Annotated in this window: 19 protein-coding genes; 8 read left to right on the top strand and 11 right to left on the bottom strand. The window is 46.8% G+C overall.

The features are described from left to right. Positions 1-3 precede the first annotated feature (3 nt). The gene (ubiA, locus tag VC182_RS07890; RefSeq protein ID WP_323484994.1) at positions 4-867 is read left to right on the top strand and encodes a 4-hydroxybenzoate octaprenyltransferase; all 864 of its coding nucleotides are present in this window, start codon (positions 4-6) and stop codon (positions 865-867) included. Here the strand turns inward: ubiA and proC are convergent. Genes proC through VC182_RS07915 form a run of 5 tightly spaced genes read right to left on the bottom strand, consistent with a single transcriptional unit; the run spans position 864 to position 6,373 of the window. Further along, complete coding sequence (gene proC, locus VC182_RS07895; RefSeq protein WP_072582804.1) at positions 864-1,733, bottom strand: pyrroline-5-carboxylate reductase; 870 nt, start codon at positions 1,731-1,733, stop codon at positions 864-866. The two genes, ubiA and proC, sit on opposite strands and share 4 nt — an antisense overlap. Further along, positions 1,730-2,455, bottom strand: a complete 726-nt coding sequence (locus VC182_RS07900; protein WP_072582805.1) for a YggS family pyridoxal phosphate-dependent enzyme — start codon at positions 2,453-2,455, stop codon at positions 1,730-1,732. The genes proC and VC182_RS07900 overlap by 4 nt, the downstream gene beginning before the upstream one ends. After that, the gene (gene glcF, locus VC182_RS07905) at positions 2,452-3,729 is read right to left on the bottom strand and encodes a glycolate oxidase subunit GlcF (RefSeq protein WP_323484995.1); all 1,278 of its coding nucleotides are present in this window, start codon (positions 3,727-3,729) and stop codon (positions 2,452-2,454) included. The genes VC182_RS07900 and glcF overlap by 4 nt, the downstream gene beginning before the upstream one ends. Positions 3,730-3,737: 8 nt before the next feature. After that, positions 3,738-4,883: a glycolate oxidase subunit GlcE gene (gene glcE, locus VC182_RS07910; protein ID WP_323484996.1), complete on the bottom strand. Its 1,146-nt coding sequence runs from the start codon at positions 4,881-4,883 to the stop codon at positions 3,738-3,740. Then, positions 4,883-6,373, bottom strand: a complete 1,491-nt coding sequence (locus VC182_RS07915; RefSeq protein WP_072582911.1) for an FAD-linked oxidase C-terminal domain-containing protein — start codon at positions 6,371-6,373, stop codon at positions 4,883-4,885. The genes glcE and VC182_RS07915 overlap by 1 nt, the downstream gene beginning before the upstream one ends. Before the next feature lie 42 nt (positions 6,374-6,415). Between VC182_RS07915 and VC182_RS07920 the strand changes: the two genes are divergently transcribed. Next, complete coding sequence (locus tag VC182_RS07920) at positions 6,416-6,985, top strand: cob(I)yrinic acid a,c-diamide adenosyltransferase (protein ID WP_072582808.1); 570 nt, start codon at positions 6,416-6,418, stop codon at positions 6,983-6,985. A 42-nt stretch (positions 6,986-7,027) separates the two neighbouring features. Here the strand turns inward: VC182_RS07920 and VC182_RS07925 are convergent, their stop codons facing one another. The 4 genes from VC182_RS07925 to VC182_RS07940 are packed head-to-tail and all read right to left on the bottom strand — an operon-like array spanning position 7,028 to position 14,685. Further along, positions 7,028-8,152: a 3-deoxy-7-phosphoheptulonate synthase gene (locus VC182_RS07925; RefSeq protein ID WP_072582809.1), complete on the bottom strand. Its 1,125-nt coding sequence runs from the start codon at positions 8,150-8,152 to the stop codon at positions 7,028-7,030. Between the two features lie 30 nt (positions 8,153-8,182). Then, positions 8,183-9,673 (bottom strand): metalloprotease TldD, encoded by a 1,491-nt coding sequence (gene tldD, locus VC182_RS07930; RefSeq protein ID WP_255538546.1) that lies wholly within the window; start codon positions 9,671-9,673, stop codon positions 8,183-8,185. 20 nt (positions 9,674-9,693) lie between these two features. Further along, positions 9,694-10,527, bottom strand: a complete 834-nt coding sequence (locus tag VC182_RS07935) for a carbon-nitrogen hydrolase family protein (protein ID WP_323484997.1) — start codon at positions 10,525-10,527, stop codon at positions 9,694-9,696. Between the two features lie 6 nt (positions 10,528-10,533). Next, a complete protein-coding gene (locus VC182_RS07940; RefSeq protein WP_323484998.1) occupies positions 10,534-14,685 on the bottom strand; it encodes a YhdP family protein in 4,152 nt (1,383 codons plus the stop codon). Between the two features lie 77 nt (positions 14,686-14,762). On the opposite strand from VC182_RS07940, the gene glnE reads away from it, so the two are divergent. Continuing rightward, positions 14,763-17,576, top strand: coding sequence for a bifunctional [glutamate--ammonia ligase]-adenylyl-L-tyrosine phosphorylase/[glutamate--ammonia-ligase] adenylyltransferase (glnE, locus tag VC182_RS07945; protein ID WP_323484999.1), 2,814 nt, complete (start codon positions 14,763-14,765; stop codon positions 17,574-17,576). A 13-nt stretch (positions 17,577-17,589) separates the two neighbouring features. Here glnE and recN read toward each other — a convergent pair whose 3' ends face one another. Further along, entirely contained in the window at positions 17,590-19,260 is a 1,671-nt protein-coding gene (recN, locus tag VC182_RS07950) for a DNA repair protein RecN (RefSeq protein WP_323485000.1), read from the bottom strand. A 26-nt stretch (positions 19,261-19,286) separates the two neighbouring features. Continuing rightward, positions 19,287-20,192, bottom strand: coding sequence for an NAD kinase (locus VC182_RS07955; RefSeq protein ID WP_323485001.1), 906 nt, complete (start codon positions 20,190-20,192; stop codon positions 19,287-19,289). A 37-nt stretch (positions 20,193-20,229) separates the two neighbouring features. Between VC182_RS07955 and hrcA the strand changes: the two genes are divergently transcribed. The 5 genes from hrcA to dnaJ all read left to right on the top strand — a co-directional run bounded on the left by hrcA (position 20,230) and on the right by dnaJ (position 26,339). After that, on the top strand, positions 20,230-21,240 hold the full coding sequence (hrcA, locus tag VC182_RS07960) for a heat-inducible transcriptional repressor HrcA (protein WP_323485002.1): 1,011 nt from the start codon (positions 20,230-20,232) through the stop codon (positions 21,238-21,240). A gap of 49 nt (positions 21,241-21,289) precedes the next feature. Next, positions 21,290-22,384, top strand: coding sequence for a ferrochelatase (gene hemH, locus VC182_RS07965; RefSeq protein ID WP_323485003.1), 1,095 nt, complete (start codon positions 21,290-21,292; stop codon positions 22,382-22,384). A gap of 66 nt (positions 22,385-22,450) precedes the next feature. Further along, positions 22,451-22,999: a nucleotide exchange factor GrpE gene (gene grpE / locus VC182_RS07970; RefSeq protein WP_323485004.1), complete on the top strand. Its 549-nt coding sequence runs from the start codon at positions 22,451-22,453 to the stop codon at positions 22,997-22,999. Positions 23,000-23,164: 165 nt separating this feature from the next. Further along, positions 23,165-25,102, top strand: coding sequence for a molecular chaperone DnaK (dnaK, locus tag VC182_RS07975; RefSeq protein ID WP_072582817.1), 1,938 nt, complete (start codon positions 23,165-23,167; stop codon positions 25,100-25,102). Positions 25,103-25,202: 100 nt separating this feature from the next. After that, positions 25,203-26,339, top strand: a complete 1,137-nt coding sequence (gene dnaJ / locus VC182_RS07980) for a molecular chaperone DnaJ (protein ID WP_216120391.1) — start codon at positions 25,203-25,205, stop codon at positions 26,337-26,339. The last annotated feature ends 10 nt before the right edge of the window (positions 26,340-26,349 follow it).

A 26,349-nucleotide genomic window follows, 5' to 3' on the forward strand; every position in this document is an offset into this window, starting at 1 on the left:
CTTATGAATTTAAAAGATCGTTTTATTTCTTACGGGTACCTAATCAGGCTAGATAAGCCAATTGGTACGCTATTACTGTTATGGCCTACGCTCTGGGCTCTTTGGTTGGCAAGCAGTGGCGTGCCTGATTTATCTATTTTGCTGATCTTTACGGTTGGTACTTTTTTGATGCGTAGTGCGGGCTGCGCAATCAACGATTATGCTGATCGTGATTTTGATCGGCATGTTAAACGGACCCAAGGTCGCCCAGTCACGAGTGGAAAAATCTCCGGCAAAGAGGCTGTAGCCGTAGCTGGTATTTTGGCACTACTCGCCTTTTTACTCATTCAGCCCCTGAACCTATTTACAAAGCAGTTATCCGTGCTTGCTTTGCTAGTAGCCTTCGTCTATCCCTTTACTAAACGCTTTTTTGTCATGCCTCAAGCTGTCTTGGGTATTGCCTTTGGCTTTGGCATTCCGATGGCGTATGCGGCTATTTTGGATTTCATCCCCCTAGAGGCTTGGTTCTTATTTATTGGGAACATCTTTTGGGCGATTGCTTATGACACCGCTTATGCCATGGTTGATCGCGATGATGATCTGCGCCTAGGGTTGAGAACATCGGCCATTACTTTTGGTCAGTACGATGTCGTCGCTATAGCAATAAGCTACGGGATGCTTTTTCTGAGTCAGATATGGGTGGCGCAATTAGCCAACTTAAGCAATTATTATTTAGTTGGTTGGTTCGCTGCATTGGCTTGCGCAATCTATCACTTGAAGTTGGTTTCAACTCGCAATAGAGATAATTGCTTTAAAGCATTCCGCCATAACAACTGGTTAGGCGGATTTTTATTTATAGGAATTGTGCTGGGTTTAGGTATTAACTAACTCTGGCCGAGTTCATCGCCCATCGTTTTGCCACGCTGACTGGCTGCATCAATCGCTTTTTCTAAAATTTCATGCCAACCTTGTTGTTTCATGACATCTAGAGCAGCAGCAGTGGTTCCGCCTTTTGAAGTGACTCTCTCGCGGAGAACGCCAGCGTGCTCATCAGAGTTATGGGCGAGCTGTGTAGCGCCTTCAAGAGTGGCATACGCCAGCTTGCGAGCCGTCTCTGTATCAAGACCGAGCTTCTCCCCAGCAGATTGCATTGCCTCTAAAAATGCAAAGACATAGGCTGGGCCACTACCAGAAACAGCAGTTACTGCGTCCATCAATTTTTCTTCTTTTACCCAAACGGTTTGACCTACCGCATTACAAATGGTTTCAGCTAAGGCGCGGTCAGATTGATCTACAGCTGCATCTGCAAAAAGACCGGTAATCCCTTTACCAATTAAGGCTGGAGTATTGGGCATAGCGCGCGCACAGCGTGTGTGATCAAGCCAGCGACTCATATCTTTTAGGCGAATACCGGCAGCGATGCTCAGAATGAGTGGGCCGGGAGCGCTAGCATGCTTAAGTTTAGATGCCAAACCTTTGGCGACGACATTGAAGTCTTGGGGTTTGATCGCCATGACAAGCACATTATTTTTAGAGAAGTCAAAAGAGATATGTTCTAAAGCGCTAATGCCTTGAACGCCAAAATCTTCGTGCAGCTTGAGGGCGGTTGTAGCATTTGCTTCTACAACAGAGATTTGATTGGATTCGAATCCACTAGCAAGAAGGCCGCTAATGAGGGCGCGCCCCATATTACCGCCACCAACAAAGGTGATGTGCGCATTGCTATTATTTTGTGCGATTTTGTTTGTGCTCATTTGCTAATCTTATCGCGCTTCCCGAAAATGGCTGTACCAACGCGAACTAAAGTGCTGCCTTCAGCGATGGCGGCCTCTAAATCATCGGACATGCCCATCGAAAGGGTGTCAAAGAACTGGTAACCAAGTTCAGTGAAATGGCTGGCTTGTATGCGCTTGAAACAATCTTGTACGGCTGCAAAAGCCTGGCGTTGCAAGACAGGGTCTGGATTAGGTGCGGGAATTGCCATCAAGCCCCGCAGAACTAAGTTTGGTAAAGAGGTAATAGCGTTACAGAGTTCTTCAACTTCAACCAGAGAAATGCCGCTTTTGCTCTCTTCCTCGCTAACATTGATTTGTACGCAAACCATCAATGGCGGTAAATCTGGAAACTCGCCACGTTGGGCGGATAGGCGTTCTGCAATTTTGAGGCGGTCCACACTATGAACCCAATCGAAATGTTGGGCTACTTCTCTGGTTTTATTGCTCTGCAAAGGTCCAATGAAATGCCAGTTCAACCAAGGGCGTAATTTGGCTAACTTCTCAATTTTTTCAACGGCCTCTTGCACATAGTTTTCACCAAAAGCCGATTGACCAGCATGCATAGCTTCTTCAACGGCAGCGGCAGGAAAGGTTTTGCTAACAGCTAAAAGTTCAATATCTTCCGGCTCACGCTTTGCTGCTAGGGCAGCAAGTTCAATCCTTGCTCTGACTTGCATCAGATTGACAACAATGGAATTCATGAGGCCTTAGAAGATTTGCTAAGTAGTTGATCTACGATTTCAATCCAATGCACTACTGGGGTGTCTTCTTGCTGCAGATGGGTGATGCAGCCAATGTTTCCAGAAACAATGACCTCTGCACCAGATTCCTCGCAGGCGGCATTTAAGTGGGTTAACTTATTTTTACGAAGTTGCTCAGAGAGTTCTGGTTGAGTAACAGAGTAAGTGCCTGCAGAGCCGCAGCAAAGATGGCTGTCCGCACATAAACGCACACCAATACCGATACTAGAAAGTAAGCCCTCAACCTTGCCGCGAATTTGTTGGCCGTGTTGCAAGGTGCAAGGCGGGTGATATACGACGCCTGGTTTTGGATCTGTACCTACCAGCTGCACCAGCTCATTTTGCAAGGAAGGCAGTATTTCAGAAATATCCTTGGTCAGATCTGAAATCTTTTTCGCTTTGGCTGCGTAGATGGGATCATTTGCAAAGAGATGGCCATAGTCCTTCACCATCACACCACAACCAGATGCAGTCATGACAATGGCTTCTGCACCACTTTCAACCAAAGGCCACCACGCATCAATATTTTGCTTGGCATTATCTAAACCGCCAGCTTGATCATTAAGGTGATAGCGTAGTGCTCCACAGCAAGTGGCATTGGGCGCACTAGTCATTTGAATCTTTAACGCGTTAAGCACACGTGCTGTTGCTGAATTGATATTTGGGAGCATGCCAGGCTGTACGCAACCTTCGAGTAAAACCATTTTGCGCTGATGGGTTGTAGTAGGTCTTGCGTAAGCATCAGTGGAATCGGCCAGTGCTTTATTAACAGTTAGCGGAATCTTGCGCTTGATGCCGCTTGGCATTAACGGACGCACTAAGCGACCTAGGGTCATAGCCGTATTAAATAAAGCGGGCTTAGTTAAACCTTCTTTTAGGGCCCAACGGGTCAAGCGTTGGCCGATTGGGCGCTCAGGCGTATTTTCTTCTGCCCACTTGCGACCAATGTCTATTAAGTTGCCGTATTGAACACCGCTCGGGCAAGTACTCTCGCAATTGCGACAAGTTAAACAGCGATCTAAATGCAGGCGAGTCTTTTCAGTGGGTGCCTGCCCTTCTGCGATCTGCTTAATCAGATAGATGCGTCCGCGAGGCCCATCTAACTCATCACCTAGTATTTGATAGGTAGGGCAGGTGGCCGTACAAAAACCACAGTGAACACATTTGCCCAGAATGCGGGCTGCCTCGATACCTTCCGGTGTGTTGGCAAATTGAGGGGCGAGTTGAGTTTGCATAGAAATACTTATGGAAGGCGTTTAGTATCGAATACACCTGCAGGATCAAAGGCTGATCTCAGGCGTTCTTGCACTGCCTCAAGGGCAAAGGAGTGAGCTTGCTCGGATAGCAAGGTAAAGCGCTGATTGCTAGGATCTACATTGGCACCCTGTTTAAAGCGAGTTGCATGTCCGCCATGGGAATTAGCAATGGCCTTGATGGCTTTAAAGGTAGCATCATCGCCAGGCGCTGTAATCCAACGTTGTTGACCATGCCACTCTAGAACAATTTCATCCGAGGCACCACTGATAGTAATTGGCCCACTGGCTGCAGGGAGTGCTAAGCGATAAAGCGTTTGATCGGCACCTAGATTGGCAAATGCAGAAAGTTTTTGCTCACGTAAATCATTCCAGAAATGTTCTGCGGTTTCAGGATTAACCTCAGTAGCCATAACCAAAGAACTCATGAGAGGAATTGCGGCTTTAACCGCGGCTGCGGCACCCGCAAGACGGAAAGTTAACTCTCCATCGCCGCCTGTAGTGGAACCAATCCAGCAGCTTGCAGATAAAGGTAGTGGCTGTCCAGCCCATTCGTTCAATATCTTGAGGGCTTTCTCTTGGGAGATCTGGCACCGTAAGGTTGCGGTCGCCGCAGGTTTAGGTAAGACCTTGACTGAGGCTTCCAACAAAAGAGCAAGCGTTCCCAAAGAGCCGGGCAGTAAACGAGAGACGTCATATCCCGCTACGTTCTTCATGACCTTACCGCCAAAGGAAAGATCTTGGCCTTTGCCATCAATAATGCGAGCACCCAATACAAAGTCACGGAAGTTGCCCACAGCAATGCGCCCTGGGCCAGCAAGTCCGGCGGCAATTGCACCACCAAAGGTTGCATGTTCACCAAAGTGTGGTGGTTCAAAAGCAAACACCTGATTCTTTTCTTTTAGAGCTGCTTCAATTTCTTTTAGCGGAGTGCCTGCACAGGCGGTGATGACTAATTCTTCTGGCTGATACTCCAAAATACCGGAGTAAGTACGTGTATCTAGCTTTGTATAGCCATTCGGATTGCCATACCAAGCTTTAGTGCCACCGCCTTCAATCGAGAGCGGGGTTTTATTCTTTGCTGCATTGAGAATTTGCTCTTGGAATGCATTAATTTGTGGATGGGAGTGACTCATCAGAAGCGCTCCAATTCTGGGTGAGGCAATTGGCCGCCGCTAATGCGCATGCGACCATATTCTGCGCAGCGACTTAAAGTCGGAATAGCTTTGTCTGGGTTGAGTAATTTTTCTGGATCAAAGGCACTCTTCACGCCCCAGAAAGATTCGCGCTCACCTTCACCAAACTGAACACACATCGAATTAATTTTTTCAATGCCAACACCATGCTCACCAGTGATGGTGCCGCCAAGCTCAACACAGGCTTCTAATATTTCAGTGCCGAATTCTTCTGCGCGATGCCATTCGTCTTGATCGGCACCATTAAATAAAATCAATGGATGCATATTGCCGTCACCCGCATGGAAAACATTTAAACAACCAAGGCCGTACTTTTCTTCCATGCCCTGAATGCGCTTGAGGAGCGTAGCAATATGGCGGCGCGGAATAGTGCCATCCATACAGTAGTAATCAGCTGCCAGCCGACCTGCAGCAGGGAAGGCATTCTTGCGCCCACTCCAAAACTTTAAGCGCTCGCTTTCATCTTTGGAGATCTGAATGCCACTAGCGCCAGATTCTTCGAGTACTTTAGTCATGCGTTCAATTTCTTCAGCTACTTCTTCAGGAGTGCCATCAGATTCGCAGAGCAAAATAGCTGCAGCGTCTAAGTCATAGCCTGCATGCACAAATTCCTCTACGGCGCGGGTGGTAGCTTTGTCCATCATCTCCAAACCAGCAGGAATAATACCGGCTGCAATGATGGCAGCAACTGCGTTGCCACCTTTTTCGATATCATCAAAACTCGCCATGATCACTCGAGCTAATTTTGGTTTAGCCACTAACTTGACGGTGACTTCAGTAACCACTGCGAGCATGCCTTCGCTGCCCATCATGATCGCGAGTAAATCAAGTCCAGGCGCATCTGGCGCTAAGCCGCCAAATTCAACAATCTCACCATTCATGAGGATTGCACGCACGCGAAGAACGTTGTGCAGAGTAAGCCCATATTTAAGACAGTGCACACCACCGGAGTTTTCATTGACGTTGCCACCAATTGAACAGGCAATCTGAGAGGAGGGGTCTGGAGCGTAATACAAGCCAAGATGGGCAACTGCTTCAGAAATAGCAAGATTGCGCACGCCAGGTTGAACAACTGCAGTGCGGGTAAATGGATCAATGCTGACAATTTTCTTGAGCTTGGCTAATGACAGTACCAACCCCTGAGAAATAGGCATTGCACCACCCGAGAGACCAGTTCCCGATCCGCGAGGCACTACGGGGATTTGCATTGCATAGCAAATCTTCAAAATTTGGGTAACTTGCCCTTCTGTTTCTGGCAGAGCTACTGCCAAAGGCATCCGACGGTAAGCGGCCAGACCATCACATTCATAGGGAATGGTGTCTTCTGGCTCCCATAGAAGGGCATGTTCCGGCAGGATTGGGCGCAAGGCCGCAACCAATTTGGACTGAAGGGCGCTAATAGCGGCTAATTCGGGGGGTGGGGTCACCATATTCATAAGAATCATTTTAGCCATTTACCTATAATTAAGCTTATGGGAAATCGACTATCAAAAATCGCCACTAGAACCGGTGACGCAGGAATGACGGGCTTGGGTGACGGAAGTCGCGTAGAGAAGGATCACCTTCGGGTCTGCGCCATGGGCGATATAGATGAGCTGAACTCAGAAATCGGGGTTTTAATGACTGAGGAGATCCCAGCGAGCATTTCTGCTGAATTACAGGAGCTTTTTCTGCAGGTGCAGCATGATTTATTCGATTTAGGGGGTGAACTTTGCATCCCTAATTACAAACTGCTCAATCCTGAGCATGTAGCGCAGCTAGATGTTTGGCTCGAAAAATACAACAAACAATTACCCCCTTTGACTGAATTCATTTTGCCGGGCGGGACTCGCGCTGCCGCTCAAGCGCATGTTTGTCGCACCGTATGTCGCAGGGCAGAGCGTTCGATTGTTCGCTTGGGTTGGGAAGAGCCTTTATATGATTCCCCTCGTCAATATGTCAACCGCCTATCTGATTTGCTCTTTGTGCTTGCACGTATTTTGAATCGTGCGGCTGGCGGTTCGGATGTGTTGTGGAAGCATGAAAAAAAAGAGACTAAATAAATTAGTCTCTTTTATCAGTAGTACTTAAAAAATACTGCAGTATTACTTTTTCTTGCTTCTACGTTTCTTAACGGCTGTAGCTAGACGCTCTAGTACCTTCACAGAGTCATCCCAGTTGATGCAGGCATCCGTAATGCTCTTGCCGTATTCCAATTTACTTGGGTCATCTTTTCCTGGCGTAAATTTCTGAGCACCATCATTTAAATGACTCTCAACCATCACGCCAAAAATCTGGTGTGAGCCAGACTCAATTTGCTGCGCCACATCGTCAGCAACCACAATCTGACGCTCATGCTTCTTACTTGAATTGGCATGGGATAAATCAACCATCAAACTGGCTGGAAGCTTGGCTGCCTCTAGCTCAGAGCAGGCCGCTTGCACAAAATGAGCTTCATAGTTTGGCTCTTTGCCACCACGCAAAATCACGTGGCAATCTTTATTGCCTTTAGTTTCCACAACCGATACTTGACCATTTTTATGAACGGATAAGAAATGATGAGGGCGACCTGCTGCTTGAATCGCATCGGTAGCAATTTTGATGTTGCCATCAGTACCGTTCTTAAATCCGATAGGTGCGGATAGGCCAGATGCAAGTTCGCGGTGAACTTGGCTCTCAGTAGTACGCGCACCAATAGCACCCCATGAAATCAGATCCGCAATATATTGCGGAGAAATCACATCTAAGAATTCGCTACCAGCAGGCATGCCAAGGCGATTAATTTCCATTAACACCTGACGCGCAAGGCGAAGACCTTCTTCGATGCGATAGCTTTCATCCAGATACGGGTCGTTAATCAAACCCTTCCAGCCAACAGTAGTGCGTGGCTTTTCAAAATACACGCGCATCACAATTTCTAATTCACCGGCAAAACGCTCGCGCTCAGCTAAGAGGCGTTGGCAATATTCCAACGCTGCTTTTGGGTCATGAATGGAGCATGGTCCGATGATCACGAGTAAGCGGTCATCTTTGCCATGAATAATGTCGCGGATCTTTTTGCGAGTGTTGCTGATCAACGCTTCAGTAGGTGTTCCAGAAATCGGAAAGAAACGGATTAAATGCTCTGGCGGAGGCAGAACAGAAATGTTGTCAATGCGTTGATCGTCAGTATCTGAAGTCTTGTCGACAGCAGAGTACCAATTGGCGGGATTCGTATTTTGTTGGCTCATCCGACTATTTTAAGCCGTAATTAGCCAGTATTAGGCAGTCCCACCCACAGTCAGGCTATCAATCCTCAGGGTAGGCTGCCCAACCCCGACTGGAACACTTTGCCCTTCCTTGCCACAAACCCCAACCCCACCGTCTAATTTCAGGTCATTTCCGATCATAGAAACCTGTTTTAGGGATTCTGGCCCGCTACCAATAATGGTCGCGCCTTTGACGGGATATTGAATTTTGCCGTTCTCAACCCAGTAGGCCTCTGAAGCAGAAAACACAAATTTGCCACTAGTGATATCAACCTGACCACCACCAAAGTTCACTGCGTATAAACCGCGCTTGATGCTGGCGACAATTTCTTGAGGATCCTCTTTACCGGCCAACATATAGGTATTTGTCATGCGCGGCATTGGCAGCGAAGCAAAACTTTCACGGCGACCATTGCCGGTGAGGGGCATATTCATGAGTCGGGCATTCAGGCTGTCCTGAATGTAACCTTTCAATATGCCGTCTTCAATTAAGGTGGTGCATTGAGTGGGAGTACCTTCGTCATCGATATTCAGAGAGCCTCTGCGTCCAGATAAAGTTCCATCATCCACAACGGTGACACCTTTAGCTGCAACACGTTGTCCAATGCGACCAGCAAAAGCAGAGGATCCTTTGCGATTAAAGTCACCTTCGAGACCATGACCTACTGCCTCATGCAATAGAACGCCAGGCCAGCCTGGTCCCATTACAACTGTCATTGGACCAGCAGGCGCTGGGCGCGATTCCAGATTTACTAGGGCTCCGTCAACAGCCTCATCGACATAGCGATTAATCAAATCAGTATTAAAGTAAAGATAGTCATGACGTGCACCGCCGCCAGAAGAGCCTGATTCACGTCGACCATTCTGTTCTGCAATAACGTGTACCGAAACGCGTACTAGTGGGCGTACATCTGCCGCTAACAAGCCGTCTGCACGCACAACCAATACAACATCAAATTCCCCAGCCAGACTGGCCATCACTTGGATGATCCGTGGGTCACGTGCTTTAGCGCGACGTTCTATGCTTTCCAGAAGCGCGATTTTTTCTTTGGGCTCAAGAGAATCTAAAGGATTCACATCCGAGTAGAGCTTATTGGATACGGGGTTAAACAGCTTGCTTGCAACCGCTTGCTTGCCACCCTCTGGCCCAATTACTCGAGTAGCTTTGGCTGCTTTATTTAATGCTTCTAAATTAATCTCATCCGAATAAGCGAAAGCCGTCTTATCGCCATAGATAGCGCGCACACCAACGCCTTGATCAATATTAAAGCTGCCGGATTTAACGATACCCTCTTCAAGACTCCAACTTTCACTCCGAGTATGTTGGAAGTAAAGATCTGCATCATCAAGGCGATGGGCAAATAGGTTGCCAAAGGTGCCGTGCAAATCTTGCTCGGATAAGCCGGTTGGTTCGAGCAAAATAGATTTGGCTAGTTTGATGAGGTCTGCTTGCTTTTTGGCTTTGGTCCAATTGGCGGGGAATAGTGCTTCTGGTGCATTCATGTGATTCAGCAAATCTTTCTTTAAAGCTTGCGATGCGCAAGTGCGGGTAACTTAGAGCGTACCTCGTTTAATTTATCTTTGCACAAAACTCCAGAAATAAAGCCTTCCCCCTCAGGGAGGTTAGCCAAGATACTGCCCCAAGGATCAATCAGCATGCTGTTACCCCAAGTGCGACGTTGATTTTGATGGATGCCGCCTTGGGCAGATGCTAATACGTAACATTGGTTTTCGATAGCGCGAGCACGTAAGAGGATTTCCCAATGATCCTTGCCAGTTGTATATGTAAAAGCGGCTGGGATGATATGGCAGTCTACCTGTCCAAGGGCGCGATAGAGCTCTGGAAAGCGCAGGTCATAACAAATACTCAAGCCAAAGGTCCAATCATTTCCATTAATTGAAATTTTTAAGAGGCCCGGCTCATTGCCAGCCTCAATTGTTTCGGATTCTTGATAACGCTCAGTGGCTGTTTGAAAACCAAATAAATGAATTTTGTCGTAACGAGAAATTTGCTCACCGGCAGGATTAAAGACGAGGGTTGTATTGAGTACTTTATTGGGATCTTTTGCTTCCAGCGGAATAGTGCCTGCCACTAGGTAAATATTATTTTGTTTTGCAATATCCGAAAGTTGTTCTTGGATGGGGCCGTTTCCAATACTTTCGCGGGCGCGCACTTTATCGGTGTCCTTGAGACCCATCAAGCAAAAATACTCTGGCAAGACGGCTAGTTGTGCGCCTTCAGTTGTAGCTGCAGCGATGAGTCTGCTTGCTGTAGATAAGTTCTCCCGTAAATCAGGAGTGGAAACCATCTGAATGGAGGCAATCTTGAGATCTGCGCTGTTTGCTGATGAGCTCATGATGATTTAGTTAGCAACTTTATTGGGGCTACCGGAATTACTTGGGCTACTTTGTGGCCCAGAGTTATTACTATTTGGCTTACTTTGCTCTTCTAACAAGTCTTTACTGCGAATGGTGTCTAAAGTTTTCGAGTCAATTGGCTGGCCCTTTTGATCAAGAGGAATCACTTCGGGGTCATTCCAGGAGCCCTGGACCAGATAGTCTGATTGGAGATTGCGGTTGATTTGACTCGTAATTAAATATTGCCCAACTAATGCGCCAAGACCTACGATAGGATTAATGGCAAAAGCGGCCAATGAGCCGGCTGTAGCATCTATCGTTGGGAATATGGTGACGCGCAAGTCTTGAGTTTGTTTAGGGATGTCGATTTGCCCAGTCATAGCAACTCTTGCTTGATCTAAACCCATTGTGAATTGTTTTGCTTGAGCAACTCCAGAGTTAATATCAAAAGAAGCATCAATAGAATTAAATGGAGTTCCCTTGGTCACAATATTGCCTAAGCCTCCCTTGAGGTCGAGAGTGGCAAATCTAAATAAACTTTGTAGGCTGAGAACATCGAGTAGCTTGGCACCACTGGTATTCACCTCCAAGAGGCGACCTTTTTCAAGATTCAAAGTTACCTTGCCTGCTAGCGTCTCATATTGAGGTGTGAAAGGAGTGCCATCCCACTCCACGTTACCGATTAGTTTGCCCTGGCCACCTTCGACTGATTTTTGGCTGGTCCAATGCCCAATAATTTGACCGGCATCCTTAATGTCTAAATCAACATTCACTGTTGTGTGTTCGGCTTGATTCTGGGTGGCTCCAACCCAGCGACCAGTCAAAACAGAGCTTCCTTGGGGATTATTAAATTGGATGGAATCCATGCTGAGGACATTGCTATTTGTCCTGGTTTTAATTTTCACCTGACCAAGTTGAGCCTTACCCCAGTTGAAGTCATCAATAGCTAAGTCAATACTAGGAATGGAATCAGGATTAATCATAGTTTTGATCGGGGGATTTTTTGAGTCAGGCTTTTTGATCTCAATTGGAGCATTGACTTTATCGGGAAACTTCAGTCGCGCTAAGCGCCCACTAATAAAACCGCTTGGTTGTGACTTATTGGGCTCTGTATATTGCAGTTGACCGGCGACGGAGGGTGAATTAATACGCATTTGCCAGGCGGCATTTTTATTGCTTGCTGAAAAGTTCAGATCCTGCCAATTCCGCTCAAACAAAATAACTTTTTTTACTTGGGCAGCAATTTGAATGTTGATTGGGTTGTTTTCTTCCGCTTTAGAGGAGCCTTTTTTCTTTTGGTTTTCTAAAAAATCTTGCCAGGCATCGATATTGAGTTCTGAACTTGCAAGATTGAGTTGAAATCCTTGGGTTGGTGGAACTGCGGCAGTACCAATACCTACGGCATGACGAAGAGTGTCATCACTACCAAGCTCGCCTTGAATAAAGTAGGTATCAGCAATTTTTCCATCCCATGTAAATCTACTGGAGGCAGAGGGTGATTTTGCAAAGGTTCTCAGAGTTAACTGGCCTGACATGGGCGTCCCCATCTGCTTTTTTGCGGGTGCCGGAGCCGAACTGGCCCAATCACGCATATCAATCTTGAGATTGGTTTCGCTGCTGCCTTTATTAAAATGAATGGCACCCTCATACCTTGCTACGCCGCTCATTGCTTGCAAAATCGGCGCCACCTGAACCGATGCATCTTTTGCAAAGTAGTCTCTAATAAAGCTAGCGCTAATATCGCCTGAGATGTTGTAGCTCTGGCCGCCTTGATTTGGCGTTGCGCTTGAAATCTTAATAGCGCCACCTAGGAAATTAGCGGTGATATCTTCGAATTCAGGATTGATCTCGGTTATACGAATCTTTCCTTTGAGGTTATCCAGAGGAGGCAAGTCATCCCACTGGACTCTGTTGCCAGGAAAACTGAGTTGAATGTCAGTTTTGGTGTCTTCATTCCCTGATAGGGGAATGCTAAGAGCCAAATTGAGCTTGGTAGGTCCTGTAACCTTTAGATTGCGCTCAAGCGCAATCTGTTTTTTACCAACAGGTGAGGCAAATAGATATTCAAGTAGTTGTGGGGCGTCACCTTGAGCCTCACCATTCACCGTCAGAAGTAATTGCTTTGCGCTCACACTAGGAATTTCTGCATGAAATTTGCTTAGTGCAACTTGTTTGTAGTTTGCTTGATCAATGTCTACCGTAAAGTTGGCATTCTGCATATTGATCATGCCATTTACTTTATTGAATGCGGGCCAGATACCTTGTGCGGTAGATGAGCTTGGCACTGGGCTGAAAGTAGCGTCAGTAACTGGAAGTTTGAGGCTAAATTCTACGGTACCCGATTTGGGGAAGGGCACTTCATTAGGATCACCTTTAATATGCAAGCTACCATTTTTGATGATGCCTGCATCAAAGGCTTTACTTAAATAGGATTTGGCATCACCACCCATGCCAACGGGTAAATAACGATAGGCGGTTTTGAGGTCAGCCTGAGCAAAATTCATGTCCAGGTTCATGAAGTCAGGATTTTTACCTTCACCAATGATGTAATTGAGATTGAGCGTGGTTGAAATCTCAGAATTACTAAGCGCCAACTGCTTTGCATTAACGACCCAATTCCCTTTTTGTTTTGCCCAAGAAATTTGACCATTGGCTTGATCAAGCTTGATTTTTGGATCAACCAATAGGTCCTTAACCTCGAGCTCTAGATCGCTGGATTTAATCGAGAAGCTGCCCTTGTTTTGGTCGGCAGAAAGGAAGCCAGACAGTTTGGATACTGAAGGCATAGCTTTATTGATGCCAACAAAGCTGAGGTCGATGAGTTTTCCGCTCACAGTAAAGTCTACTTTGTTCGACTTGAACCAGCCGCCGGGAATATTGAGGGCAGATAAGGGTGATTTACTTTCAGACCAATTGATATCGAGATCTTGTAACTCACCATCAGCTTGTGAGGCTTTAATCCACTGATGAACTTTTTTAGATAGCGGTAGGTTGAGGGCAAATAAGGCAACATCTTCAACCGAAATCTTTGGCGATGAAAAACCAAACTCTTTAATTTCCCCGTCTCCTGCTGGTGGTCTCCAGCGGAAAGTCATTGGGCTTAAATTCTCGAGGGGGGTAGATGCTGGACTCTCAATATCACGCCAGGCAAATGTCTTGGTAGTAACGGATATCAAGCCATTATCAGTTTCCTGAACTAGGTTGGTTTCAAGCCTTCCAAGAGCAATGGCATCTTCACCTTTAGATAGTTGAATAGTTAAACGATCAGCGGCAAGATAAATTTCTCCACCATCAGGTTTGCCGTTGTCAATTTTTAATTTTCCATTGGAGTTCACCACTCCCTCAAGCGTATTTAGAGGGAGGGCAAATTCATTTGCTATTTGAGTGAGCTGGAGTTCATTTAAATTCCAGGAGATAGTCCCGATCCAATCGCGCCAATTACCTGCTTGGCCGCCGATATGGTGCACAAGATCAATATCAAGCGAGACCGGCCCTTTGGTCCAGGGAGTAACGACATTCAGTGAGCCTTGATGACTACGAATGCCGTTATTAAGAGAAAGCTTTTGAATATCTATTGAAGTAATGGGTTTCTTTTTGAGTTGATCATCCCAAAATAATTTGACATTACTTACACGAATCTCATTTTGAGAAAAGAGCCAATTCTCAGTAGAGTAGTCATTGGATTTTCTATCTATGGGTATGCCAGCAACAGTAATGACGCCTTTGCCATTACGTTGCCCATAAATTTCGGCGCCCTCGATATTGAGCTCATGAAAGAATGGTGCTAGGTGATAAAAAGTTGCCCAGCTGAGTTGTCCATTAATCTTCTGAATGAGTAAGAGCGGTTTCGCTTTATCGGGCGCGTTGAAGCGCAAACCTTCAATTTCAAAATTAGGTCTAATGCCCGTCCATGAAACTTGTAGAGAGTCCATAGATACATCGGCACCAATGCGAGCGCTAATGAGTCTTTCAACGGAGGTTTTGGATTTCTCAATTTGCGGCCAAAGAACAAACCGCACGCCCACATGCACCAGCACACAAAGAGCCAAAACAACGCCCGTCAAGATGAGGGCACGCTTACGCCAAGCCTCGTTCGAACCTTGAGGACGTTTAGCAAGCACGCTCTTGAGGCGAGGCGGGATGATGTTTTGCAGCATGACCTCCATTATCCTTCAGCCCCAGCCTGATCGACAAGCTTCTGGCTTGTGCCTTGGGGTCGGATTAAGATGGGGGAATGGATGATTTTTCCCGGCAAATCGATTTTTTAGAGCAACACTCGACTTATGCGCGACGTTGGCTAACTGCTCACCCTGAGTGGCTTGAGTGGCTCCGTATTCAAGGGCAGAAAAAAGTCGATATACAGGGCATTAAGGCCTTACTAAAAGACTGTGGTGTCGATGAATGGGCTGATTCGCAAGACGAGGCCCTATGGATGACCAATTTGCGCTTGGCAAGGCAGCGATTGATGCTCTGGGTTGCATTCAGAGACTTAAATGGCATGGCCGCCTTGCAAGAGGTGACTCAGGCGCTGAGCCATTTTGCTGAATTAGCAGTTTCCGCATCGATTGCCTTTATTAGGGAAGACCTCAAAGCCCGTTTCGGCTTGCCTTGGAGTAACGCAACGCAATCAGAGATGCCGCTCATGGTTGTCGGCATGGGTAAATTGGGTGGCCTTGAACTCAACCTGTCATCAGATATCGATTTGATTTTTCTCTATGAGCATGAGGGTGAAACCACTGGTGGGCCTAAGAGTTTATCCAACCAGGAATGGTTCACGAGAATGGGCAAACGCTTAATTAAGCTGCTTGCTGAGCACGACGCCAATGGGTTTGTTTTTAGGGTCGATATGCGCCTTCGTCCCAATGGAGATTCAGGACCCCTGGTATGTAGTTTGGATATGCTGGAAGAATATCTATTGGTTCAGGGGCGAGAGTGGGAGCGCTACGCCTGGATTAAAGGTAGATTAATCGCGCCTCTACCTGGTGCCCCAGATTTTTCTCGCTGCCAAAGAGAGCTTGACCAACTGATTCGTCCTTTTGTGTATCGTCGACATTTAGATTACGGTGTGATTGCCTCCATTCGGGATTTGCATGCGCAAATTCAGGCAGAAGCAGAAAAACGCTCTTCGGGTCATCAGGGGCGTTCACGTGACATCAAGTTAGGGCGCGGGGGCATTCGAGAGATTGAGTTTTTGGCGCAAATGTTTCAACTCATGCGGGGCGGTACAGATCCTCGCTTTAGAGTCCGCCCAAGCTTGGAGGTCTTAGATCTCATTAAGCAATGTAGCATCTTGCCCGCCGATGAGGTAGATGCCTTACAGGCGGCCTATGTTTTCTTAAGGCGCTTGGAGCATCGTATTCAGGTATGGGATGACCAGCAAACCCACTATCTGCCTGATGATGCTGAAGTACGGTCACGGTTGGCGATTTCGATGCAAGGCCAACAAGCGCAAGTAAACGCTTTTATGACCGAACTAGAGCGGCATCAAAATAAGGTTGCTCAACTTTTTGAAAAAGCATTTTTACTCGATGATGACTCACGTCTTGAGATTGCACCTTTGACTCAAGACTGGGCGCCGGATAAAGCATTCTTTCCTTATTCCTATAATCGCTGGCAGGCATGGATTGATAGCCCAAAACAAAAATTATTGCCGGCAAAAAGTCGTTTAATTTTCGATAACTTGATGTGTAAGGCAGCAGAGAGTTTGCAGATTGAAGGCTCTACCTCCGCACATGCTGACCAAACGCTGTTGCGTTTATTTGATTTGCTTGAAGCAATCGCAAGGCGTAGTGCCTACCTTTCTATTTTGGCCGAGTATCCCAGAGCATTATCTAATGTGCTTGATCTACTCAAGGCGTCACAATGGGGTGCGCAATATCTGACACGTCATCCACATTTGCTGGATCACTTATTGAGCTCTCAAACCGAGAGAGCTTTGATTGAAAATCCGGAAAGATATTGGGCGGAGGTTCGTGCCAATCTCAATATGCGGCTCGATGATGTCATGGCTGATGGTGATGGCTCTGAGCAGGCTATGGATATTTTGCGAGTCACCCATCACAACGAAATCTTCATCACACTTTTGACCGATCTAGGTATTGGTGTGCAACAGGCTCTGCCGGTAGAGCGAGTAAGTGATCATCTATCTATGCTGGCAGATTTAATTCTGCAGACGACATATGAGCGGGTTTGGCCTAGTGTGGCTAAAAAGTTTGATTTGCCTCGCGAGATAAACCCCCCATTTGCAATTATTTCTTATGGCAAGTTGGGAGGTAAAGAATTGGGTTATGCCTCTGATTTAGATATTATCTTTTTGTATCAAGCCGAAGACTCGGACTATGCCGCTCAAGAAGTTTATGCCTTGCTAGCAAAGCGCATGATTAATTGGTTAACTGCGTTTACTTCTACTGGTAGCTTATTTGAGATCGATACGCGTCTTCGTCCTAATGGCTCTGCTGGATTCTTAGTAACGAACGCGGATGCCTTTAAAAAATATCAACTTCGAGAAGGTGATAATGCGGCTTGGGTCTGGGAGCATCAGGCCCTTACGCGAGCTCGTTGCTCGGCCGGTAATCGGGGCGTGGGCAAATTCTTTGACTTAGTTCGTTCCGAGGTGTTAAGTCAGAAACGCAATATTGGTCAGCTCAGGACAGAAATTTTAGAAATGCGCCGCAAGGTGCATGCAGGTCATCCCAATACCAAGGCTGATTTTGACTTAAAGCATGATTCTGGTGGTATGGTCGATATTGAATTTATTGTGCAGTTCTTAGTCTTGGCTTATGCCCATCAGCATGCTCAACTCATTGGCAATCTAGGTAACATTGCTTTGTTGCGAATTGCTGGTGATGTGGGCTTAATTACGCAAGAGGCTGCACTCACTGTTGGCAATGCGTATCGATTGCTGAGGGCCCGTCAACATCGCTTGCGTTTGGATGGGGCTGAAAAGACCCAGATCAATCTAGAAAATGAGATTGAGCTCATTGCGGCAAGAAATGCAGTTCAAGCGCTTTGGCTGGAGATTTTTAAGGCGCCCTCAAGTATTGGCTAGAGGTAATGCAGCTTTAGTTTTGCTCTAGTAACTCACGGGCATGACGACGAGTGGTGTCGGTAATGGTAGCGCCACCAAGCATGCGGGCCACTTCTTCCACCCGTTCAGCCCTACCCAAAATCTGTACTTGCGATACCGTCTTCTCACCGTTTTGAGATTTGCTCACTTTGAGGTGATGGTTGCCTTGAGCCGCTACCTGTGGCAAATGGGTTACACATAAGATTTGGTGAGATTGACCCAATTGATGCAATAGTTTGCCTACTGTTTCAGCAACTGCGCCACCAATCCCCGCATCCACTTCATCAAAGATGAGCGTGGGGGTGAATGATGCTTTACTTGTAATAACGCTAATTGCTAGGCTAATGCGGGCTAGCTCTCCACCTGAGGCTACCTTAGCAAGTGAGCGAGGAGTGCTACCAGCATGACCGGCTACTAAAAATTCAATTTGCTCAAGACCTTGGAATCCACCCTCGCTAAGGGGTGCCAAAGCAATCTCTAGGCGCCCACCTGCCATGGATAAATCTTGCATGGCATTAGTCACTAAATCGCCTAGCTCTTTGGCGGCCTTGCTGCGTTTTTGTGAAAGCTGTTTTGCTAGCTTTAAGTAAACCGCTTCTTCTTGTTTGACTTGATCTCGGAGTGCTTCAATATTTTGGGATGCGGTTAAAACATCCAGTCGCTCTGATGTCTCCTGAAGAAGTTTTGGTAGTTCCTCAACTTCTGCACGGTATTTGCGAGCCGTGCTATGCAATGCTTGCATCCGCTCTTCTACTTCGGAAAGTCGAGCGGGATCTAAGTCAATCTTTTGCAGGTAACGATTGAGCCCATGAATGGCTTCATATAGCTGAATGCTGGCTGACTCTAGTGCTTGATTGATCTCGCCTAAGGCTGGGTCATGCTCCGCTAGGGCGCCTACATTGGCGCATACCTTCGACAAGGTAGATTCCAGGGAGTTATCGGCATCACTCAACACTTCAATTGCTTCTTGGCAACCACCAATTAACTTTGCACCATTTGCTAAGCGGGCGTGCTCGCTTTGAATGTTGACCCATTCACCTTCTTGCGGGGAGAGTTCGGTGAGTTCTTCCAGTTGCCACTTAAGGCGCTCACGTTCGCGTTCAACGTCTTGGCCTGCGTTTTCTGCTTGCTCAAGACGGCGACGAGAATTGGCCAGTGTTTTGAAGGTTTGGGCTACCTCTGCAGAGAGTGGTAGCAAGCCAGCGTGGCGATCGAGAAGTTCGCGTTGAGCACCACCCTTTAATAAGAGTTGGTGGGCATGTTGTCCGTGAATGTCCACTAGCTGATCACCAGCTTCACGTAATTGCGCTAGCGTCGCAACGCTGCCATTAATAAAGGCACGACTACGTCCATTACTTTCTACGGTTCTTTTGAGTAATAAGCTTTGGCCCTCATCTTCAATGGGGAATCCTTGCTCATCCAGCCACTGACTAAACGATTGAACTAGCTCTGGCTCAATCCGAAAGAGTGATGAGATTTCTGCGCGGTTACTGCCTTCACGTATTTGGCTGCTATCAGCACGCTCACCCAGCACTAAACCAAGGGCGTCTAGCAGAATTGATTTGCCTGCACCGGTCTCGCCGGTGAGCACAGTAAACCCGCTTGAGAAATCTAGCTCTAGCTGATCAACAATGACAAAGTCACGGAGTGAGATGGTTTGAAGCATGTATTAGCGTAGCAAAAAACTCGACATCAGAAAGTCGATGGGTATTCATTCCAGTGCAATTTCTCACGCAAAGTCTTGTAGTCACTGTGATTGCTGGGGTGTAATAGATCAATAGTTTTATCAGACTGACGCACTTCAATCTTGTCACCGCTTTGTAAATTCGTTTGTGATTGCATGTCGAAATTGACAATCACTTCAAGTCCATTGACCACCTCAATCACCGTGACACTATCCTCCGGCAAAACAATTGGCCGATTGGAAAGTGAGTGTGGCGCAATCGGGACAAGCAATATACCTGCCACATGCGGATGCAAAATAGGTCCGCCTGCAGAGAGTGCATAAGCGGTTGAGCCGGTAGGGGTCGATACGATCAAGCCATCAGATCGTTGGTTATACATAAATGAGCCATTGACGTGAACAGCCAACTCAACCATTCCTGAAATGCCAGAGCGATTCACGACAACATCATTAAGTGCTAATGCGCGATTAATTTCTTTGCCATTACGAAGCACTACAGCATCGAGCAATGTGCGTGTATCGGCTTCGTATTCCCCGGAAATAATTTTGGGTAGCGTAGTCTGAACCGACTGAATTGGAATATCAGTCATGTAACCAAGACGACCCATATTGATTCCAACGAGCGGAACATTACTGCCCGCTAATTGACGTGCAATGCCCAACATGGTGCCATCGCCTCCCAAAACGACAACAAGGTCAATTGCTCCAGCAAAGTCTTTCGCAGTTTTTGTGGGGTAGGTGTTCAAACCAAGGTGATTGGCTGTCTCAGACTCAATAAAGACCTCACAACCTAATCCTGATACCACTTTGGCTAGGTCTTTTAGGTGCTCTTCAATGCCATCAGCATGAAATTTGCCGACAAGCGCAACCCGGCTAAATGCCTTTTTGCTGGAATTTGGGGATGGGCTTAACATATAACGATTAAACCATAGGCATAAAATCCCTTCCACCATGGATGAACGTTCCCGCGCCTTACTAAAAACTCTCATTGAGCGCTATATCGAGGAGGGTCAGCCTATTGGCTCGCGCACACTGTCTAGATTCTCGGGTTTGGACCTCTCCGCAGCCACTATACGTAACGTGATGGCGGATTTAGAGGAGATGGGGCTTGTTACCAGCCCCCATACTTCAGCTGGCCGCATTCCAACCCCGCGGGGTTATCGCCTGTTTGTAGACACCATGGTGACGGTGCGCCCTTTGGAAGCGATGGCTGCTAGAGAGGTTGAAAAAGGCCTTTTACCGGATTCTCCGCAAAGAGTCCTGAACTCGGCAGCGCAGATTTTGTCCAACTTGACCCATTTTGCTGGTGTTGTCATGACACCCAAGCGAGCTCAGGTTTTTAAACACATTGAGTTCTTGCGCTTGGGTGAAGGCAAGATTTTGCTCATCATGGTTACGCCCGAGGGGGATGTGCAAAATCGCATATTGCCAACAAATCAGGATTACACGCCGAGCCAACTCATTGAAGCGGGTAACTTTATTAACGCTCAATTTGCTGGAAAAAGTTTTGATCAAGTGCGCATGCATCTGAAATCCGATCTGGATAATTTGCGTACAGATATTGCTGGGTTGATGGCTTTGGCTTTGCAAACCGGTGTTGCTGATTACGACATGGGGCGCGGCGATATGGTTTTGTCTGGTGAGCGGCGCTTACTAAATGTTGGGGATTTGAGCTCTAACCTTGATAAATTGCGCAAGATGTTTGATATGTTGGAGCAAAAATCAGTACTCATGCAATTGCTTGATGTGTCAAGTCATGCCGATGGTATTCAAATCTTTATTGGTGGCGAAAGTGATTTATTGCCCTATGAGGATCTTGCTGTAATCAGCGCCCCATATAGCGTAGACGGTCAAGTGGTGGGTACGCTTGGTGTGATTGGGCCAACCCGGATGGCGTATGACCGAGTGATTCCTATTGTGGATATCACCTCAAAATTATTATCGGGCGCTTTAAGCTCCTAAATACAAATCCAACTTTATATTTAAAACTCATTACCAGAGACAATACATCTTGAATCAGAACCCGCATCTACGCGCTTCCAAAACCGCAGTCTTGCTATTGAACTTGGGGACACCCTCTGCTCCAACATCTAAAGCGGTACGCGCCTATTTAAAAGAATTTCTTTCCGATCCTCGCGTTGTAGAAATTCCCCGCATTATTTGGTGGTGTATTTTGAACGGTATTATTTTGCCAATTCGTAGTAGTGCCTCTGCAAAAAAATATGCTTCTATTTGGCTGCCAAAACTAGGGTCACCATTAATGCATTATTCGCGCTTGCAAGCGAAAGAACTGGGCGAGAAATTTGCTAATGAGGGCCATACAGTCTTAGTGGATTTGGCTATGCGCTATGGCCAGCCATCGACACAGGTCGTCCTGGAGGGCCTTAAGGCACAAGGTATGGAGCGCTTATTGCTATTGCCTTTATATCCTCAATACTCTGCCACAACAACGGCGTCTAGTTTTGATGAAGTCTTTCGTGTTTTAGGTACTTGGCGCGATCAACCTGAGCTGCGTTTAGTAAAGCACTATCACGACAACTCAGCTTATATTGCCGCATTGCGTGATCAAGTGCTATCTAACTGGGATAAAGATGGCCGTCCAGATTTTGCAAAAGGCGATCGTTTTGTAATGTCTTTCCATGGTTTGCCAAAGCGTAATCTAATGAAGGGCGACCCCTATCACTGTGAATGCTTGAAAACAGGGCGCTTGCTGGGCGAATCTCTGGGTTTAGAGTCTGGACAATATATTGTGACCTTTCAGTCCCGCTTTGGTAAGGCGGAATGGTTAAAGCCTTATACAGCTCCTACGATTGAAAAGTTAGCTAAAGAAGGTTGTCAGCGCATTGATATTTTTTGCCCTGGATTTCCGGCAGATTGCTTGGAGACCTTAGAAGAGATTGCCATGGAAGCTCGCGAAATCTTCCTGGAGCATGGCGGTAAAGACTATCGCTACATTCCCTGCCTGAACAGCAGCCCCAAGTGGATAGAGGCTCTGAGCGATATTGCCCATCACCATCTTCAAGGCTGGTCCTTGGGTGTGGAGTCTGATGCTGAATTAGCGAAGCGTAATGAAAGAGCTGAGTTGGCTGAAAGAATGAAGTCTTGAAATTGCAACAATCAGTCCCATATTGCAAAGTAATAGCCATCTTTATAGAAAAGTAAAATAGCGTCCATGACACAAGAAAACCAAAACCCATCCCCAGAGCAAGAGAATCCTGCTGCAGAACCAGTCAATGAAGCTGCAGCAGAAACTCCGGCTGTGAAAACGCCTGAACAGGAAATTGCTGAACTCAATCAAAAGATTGGTGAGCTGCAAGATAACTTCTTGCGCGCTAAGGCTGAAGGAGAAAATATTCGTCGCCGTGCTGCGGAAGATATTGCGAAGGCGCATAAATTTGCGATTGAAAGTTTTGCAGAGCATTTGGTGCCCGTGACGGACAGTCTTTATGCTGCATTGAGTACCGATGCTGGTGATGCCAAAGCTTTTAAAGAGGGTTTGGAAATCACCCTGAAGCAGCTGCTGTCTGCTTTTGAAAAAGGTCGCATGACAGAAATTAATCCTGCGGCTGGGGATAAATTTGACCCCCATCACCACCAGGCTATTGCCTCAGTGCCCTCCGAGCAAGAGGCCAATACCGTGGTTTCTGTATTGCAACGGGGCTATACCGTGGCCGACAGGGTTCTCAGGCCTGCTTTAGTAACGGTCAGCGCCCCAAAATAAGCTAAATAAGGGCTAGAACCCTAAAAAGGCATAAAAAAGGTAGAAAAAGGCAGAGCTCTGCCTTTTTTGATCTTCATCCCCCTTGAAATCCCCTTTTTAGACCCCATTTACTGGGTATCGAAATATTTATCAGTTCAACAAACAATTTAATTTTTTGGAGCAATTATGGGAAAGATTATCGGAATTGACTTAGGAACCACGAATTCATGCGTTTCAGTCGTTGAAAACAATGCACCTAAAGTTGTCGAGAACGCTGAAGGCGGTCGCACAACTCCATCCATCATCGCTTACGTTGAAGATGGCGAAGTGTTGGTTGGTGCGCCAGCAAAACGTCAATCAGTGACGAATCCTAAAAACACTATCTATGCAGTAAAGCGCTTGATGGGCCGTAAATTTACTGATCCTGAAGTGCAAAAAGATATCAGCTTGATGCCTTATTCAATTATTGCTGCTGATAACGGCGATGCTTGGGTTCAAGCGCGCGATAAGAAAATGGCGCCACAGCAAGTGTCTGCTGAAATCTTGCGTAAGATGAAGAAAACTGCCGAAGATTATCTCGGCGAAGAAGTGACAGAAGCAGTGATTACTGTTCCTGCTTACTTCAATGATAGCCAACGTCAAGCAACTAAAGATGCTGGCCGTATCGCTGGATTGGACGTGAAGCGCATTATCAACGAGCCAACTGCTGCTGCATTAGCGTTTGGCTTGGACAAGCAAGATAAAGTGGATCGCAAGATCGCTGTCTATGACTTGGGTGGCGGTACATTCGACGTATCCATCATTGAGATTGCTAACGTTGACGGTGAGAAGCAATTTGAAGTGCTCTCTACCAACGGCGATACATTCTTAGGTGGTGAAGACTTTGACCAACGCATCATTGATTGGATCATTGCTGAGTTCAAAAAAGAGCAAGGCGTTGACTTGAGCAAAGACGTATTGGCGTTGCAGCGTTTGAAAGATGCTGCTGAAAAAGCCAAGATCGAATTGTCATCTGCACAACAAACTGAAATTAATTTGCCATATGTAACGGCTGACGCTAGCGGTCCTAAGCATTTGAACTTGAAGTTGACCCGCGCTAAGTTGGAGTCTTTGGTTGAAGAGTTGATTAGCCGTACAGCTGGCCCTTGTTTAACTGCGATTAAAGATGCTGGCGTAAACGTAGCGGACATCGACGACGTGATTTTGGTCGGTGGTCAAACCCGTATGCCTGCGGTTCAAGACAAAGTAAAAGAAATCTTTGGTAAAGAACCACGCAAAGACGTGAACCCAGATGAAGCCGTTGCTGTTGGCGCTGCAATTCAGGGTTCTGTATTGTCTGGCGATCGTAAGGACGTATTGCTCTTGGACGTTACCCCATTGTCATTGGGTATAGAAACTCTTGGTGGCGTTATGACCAAGATGATTCCTAAGAACACCACGATCCCTACCAAGCATTCACAGGTTTACTCCACTGCGGAAGACAATCAGCCTGCTGTAACCATTAAGTGCTTCCAAGGTGAGCGCGAGATGGCTGCTGCAAACAAGTTGTTGGGTGAATTTAATCTCGAGGGTATTGCTCCTGCACAACGCGGTATGCCACAGATTGAAGTAACTTTTGACATCGATGCTAACGGTATCTTGCACGTAACTGCAAAAGACAAAACCACTGGTAAAGAGAACAAGATCACCATCAAGGCAAACTCTGGTTTGACTGAGGAAGAAATTCAACGCATGGTGAAGGATGCTGAAGCCAATGCTGCTGAAGATAAGAAAGCGCTTGAGTTGGTAACTGCTCGCAATACTGCAGATGCCTTGGCTCACTCAACCAAGAAGGCTTTGGAAGAGCATGGTGCTAGCTTAGAGGCTTCCGAAAAAGAAGCGATTGAAGCGGCCTTGAAAGACTTGGATGAAGCCATTAAAGGTAGCGACAAGGAAGCCATTGAAGCTAAAACAGAAGCTTTGGGTAAAGCAAGTCAGAAGCTGGGCGAAAAAGTCATGGCGGCTGAACAAGCTAAAGCTGGCGGTGCCGCACCTGGTGCAGCTCCTGGTGGTGCAGCCCCTGGCGCTGCCCCTGATGCAGATGTTGTTGACGCCGACTTTAAAGAGGTTGATGACAAGAAGTAATTCTGCAATTGGACATTCATTAACGTAGTTTTGATGTACTTAAATAACAAGTCGGCCTCGTGCCGACTTGTGTCATTCAGGTTGTTGAGAGGAATAGGCCGTGCCTAAAAGTAAACGCGATTTTTATGAAGTGCTTGGTGTAGCAAAAGGTGCCAGTGACGATGAGCTAAAAAAGGCTTATCGCAAGATGGCGATGAAACATCACCCTGATCGCAATCCCGATAGCAAAACGGCTGAAGCCCAATTTAAAGAAGTTAAAGAAGCTTACGAAACCTTAACCGACCCCAATAAGCGCGCGGCTTACGACCAATATGGTCATGCTGGCGTCGACCCATCTATGGGTGGCGGATTTGGCGGTGGCGGTTTCGGGGGCGGTGGATTTTCTGATGCGTTTGGGGATATCTTTGGTGATATCTTCGGTCAAGGCGGCGGCCGTCACTCTGGCCCTCAAGTTTATAAAGGCGCAGATTTACGCTACAACATGGACATTACGCTTGAGCAAGCGGCTGAAGGCTATACAACCCAAATTCGTGTACCTAGCTGGAGTAATTGCAAGCCTTGTCATGGTACCGGCGCAGAGCCTGGATCTAAGGCTGAGACTTGCACAACCTGTAATGGTCATGGTCAAGTGCGTGTGCAGCAAGGCTTCTTCTCCATGCAGCAAACTTGCCCTAAGTGCCGCGGCACTGGCGAGTACATTCCTAAGCCATGTAAAACTTGCCACGGCAGTGGAAAACACAAAGAACAAAAAACACTTGAGATCAAAATACCGGCAGGCATTGATGATGGAATGCGTGTCCGCTCAGTGGGTAACGGTGAACCAGGTGTCAATGGTGGACCATCCGGCGATCTTTATGTAGAGGTGCGTGTTAAGCCGCATAAAGTCTTTGAGCGTGATGGTAGTGATTTGCATGTACAAATGCCAATCTCTTTTGCGACAGCTACTATCGGTGGTGAAATCGAAGTGCCAACACTCTCTGGTCGCGTGGAGTTTCCAATCCCTGAGGGAACTCAGACGGGTAAGACTTTCCGCTTGCGAAATAAAGGCATCAAAGGATTGCGCTCAACCATGGTGGGCGATCTCTTTGTCCACGTTCTGGTAGAAACTCCGATTAAGCTTACTGAAGAGCAAAAGAAATTACTACAGCAGTTTGACGACAGTCTGAAATCTGCTGGCGACAAACACAGCCCTCAACAAAAGGGTTGGTTTGATGGTGTAAAGAGTTTTTTTAGCTAGTAACTAATTG

This window comes from Polynucleobacter sp. AP-Nickl1-40-C4 (assembly GCF_035012665.1).
In the GTDB taxonomy this organism is placed as follows: domain Bacteria; phylum Pseudomonadota; class Gammaproteobacteria; order Burkholderiales; family Burkholderiaceae; genus Polynucleobacter.

What these genes read in the sequence shown, in the direction of transcription:
- ubiA (WP_323484994.1), top strand. Translation starts at nt 4, where the DNA reads ATGAATTTAAAAGATCGTTTTATTTCTTACGGGTACCTAATCAGGCTA.
- proC (WP_072582804.1), bottom strand. Translation starts at nt 1,733, where the DNA reads ATGAGCACAAACAAAATCGCACAAAATAATAGCAATGCGCACATCACC.
- VC182_RS07900 (WP_072582805.1), bottom strand. Translation starts at nt 2,455, where the DNA reads ATGAATTCCATTGTTGTCAATCTGATGCAAGTCAGAGCAAGGATTGAA.
- glcF (WP_323484995.1), bottom strand. Translation starts at nt 3,729, where the DNA reads ATGCAAACTCAACTCGCCCCTCAATTTGCCAACACACCGGAAGGTATC.
- glcE (WP_323484996.1), bottom strand. Translation starts at nt 4,883, where the DNA reads ATGAGTCACTCCCATCCACAAATTAATGCATTCCAAGAGCAAATTCTC.
- VC182_RS07915 (WP_072582911.1), bottom strand. Translation starts at nt 6,373, where the DNA reads ATGGTGACCCCACCCCCCGAATTAGCCGCTATTAGCGCCCTTCAGTCC.
- VC182_RS07920 (WP_072582808.1), top strand. Translation starts at nt 6,416, where the DNA reads ATGGGAAATCGACTATCAAAAATCGCCACTAGAACCGGTGACGCAGGA.
- VC182_RS07925 (WP_072582809.1), bottom strand. Translation starts at nt 8,152, where the DNA reads ATGAGCCAACAAAATACGAATCCCGCCAATTGGTACTCTGCTGTCGAC.
- tldD (WP_255538546.1), bottom strand. Translation starts at nt 9,673, where the DNA reads ATGAATGCACCAGAAGCACTATTCCCCGCCAATTGGACCAAAGCCAAA.
- VC182_RS07935 (WP_323484997.1), bottom strand. Translation starts at nt 10,527, where the DNA reads ATGAGCTCATCAGCAAACAGCGCAGATCTCAAGATTGCCTCCATTCAG.
- VC182_RS07940 (WP_323484998.1), bottom strand. Translation starts at nt 14,685, where the DNA reads ATGCTGCAAAACATCATCCCGCCTCGCCTCAAGAGCGTGCTTGCTAAA.
- glnE (WP_323484999.1), top strand. Translation starts at nt 14,763, where the DNA reads ATGGATGATTTTTCCCGGCAAATCGATTTTTTAGAGCAACACTCGACT.
- recN (WP_323485000.1), bottom strand. Translation starts at nt 19,260, where the DNA reads ATGCTTCAAACCATCTCACTCCGTGACTTTGTCATTGTTGATCAGCTA.
- VC182_RS07955 (WP_323485001.1), bottom strand. Translation starts at nt 20,192, where the DNA reads ATGTTAAGCCCATCCCCAAATTCCAGCAAAAAGGCATTTAGCCGGGTT.
- hrcA (WP_323485002.1), top strand. Translation starts at nt 20,230, where the DNA reads ATGGATGAACGTTCCCGCGCCTTACTAAAAACTCTCATTGAGCGCTAT.
- grpE (WP_323485004.1), top strand. Translation starts at nt 22,451, where the DNA reads ATGACACAAGAAAACCAAAACCCATCCCCAGAGCAAGAGAATCCTGCT.
- dnaK (WP_072582817.1), top strand. Translation starts at nt 23,165, where the DNA reads ATGGGAAAGATTATCGGAATTGACTTAGGAACCACGAATTCATGCGTT.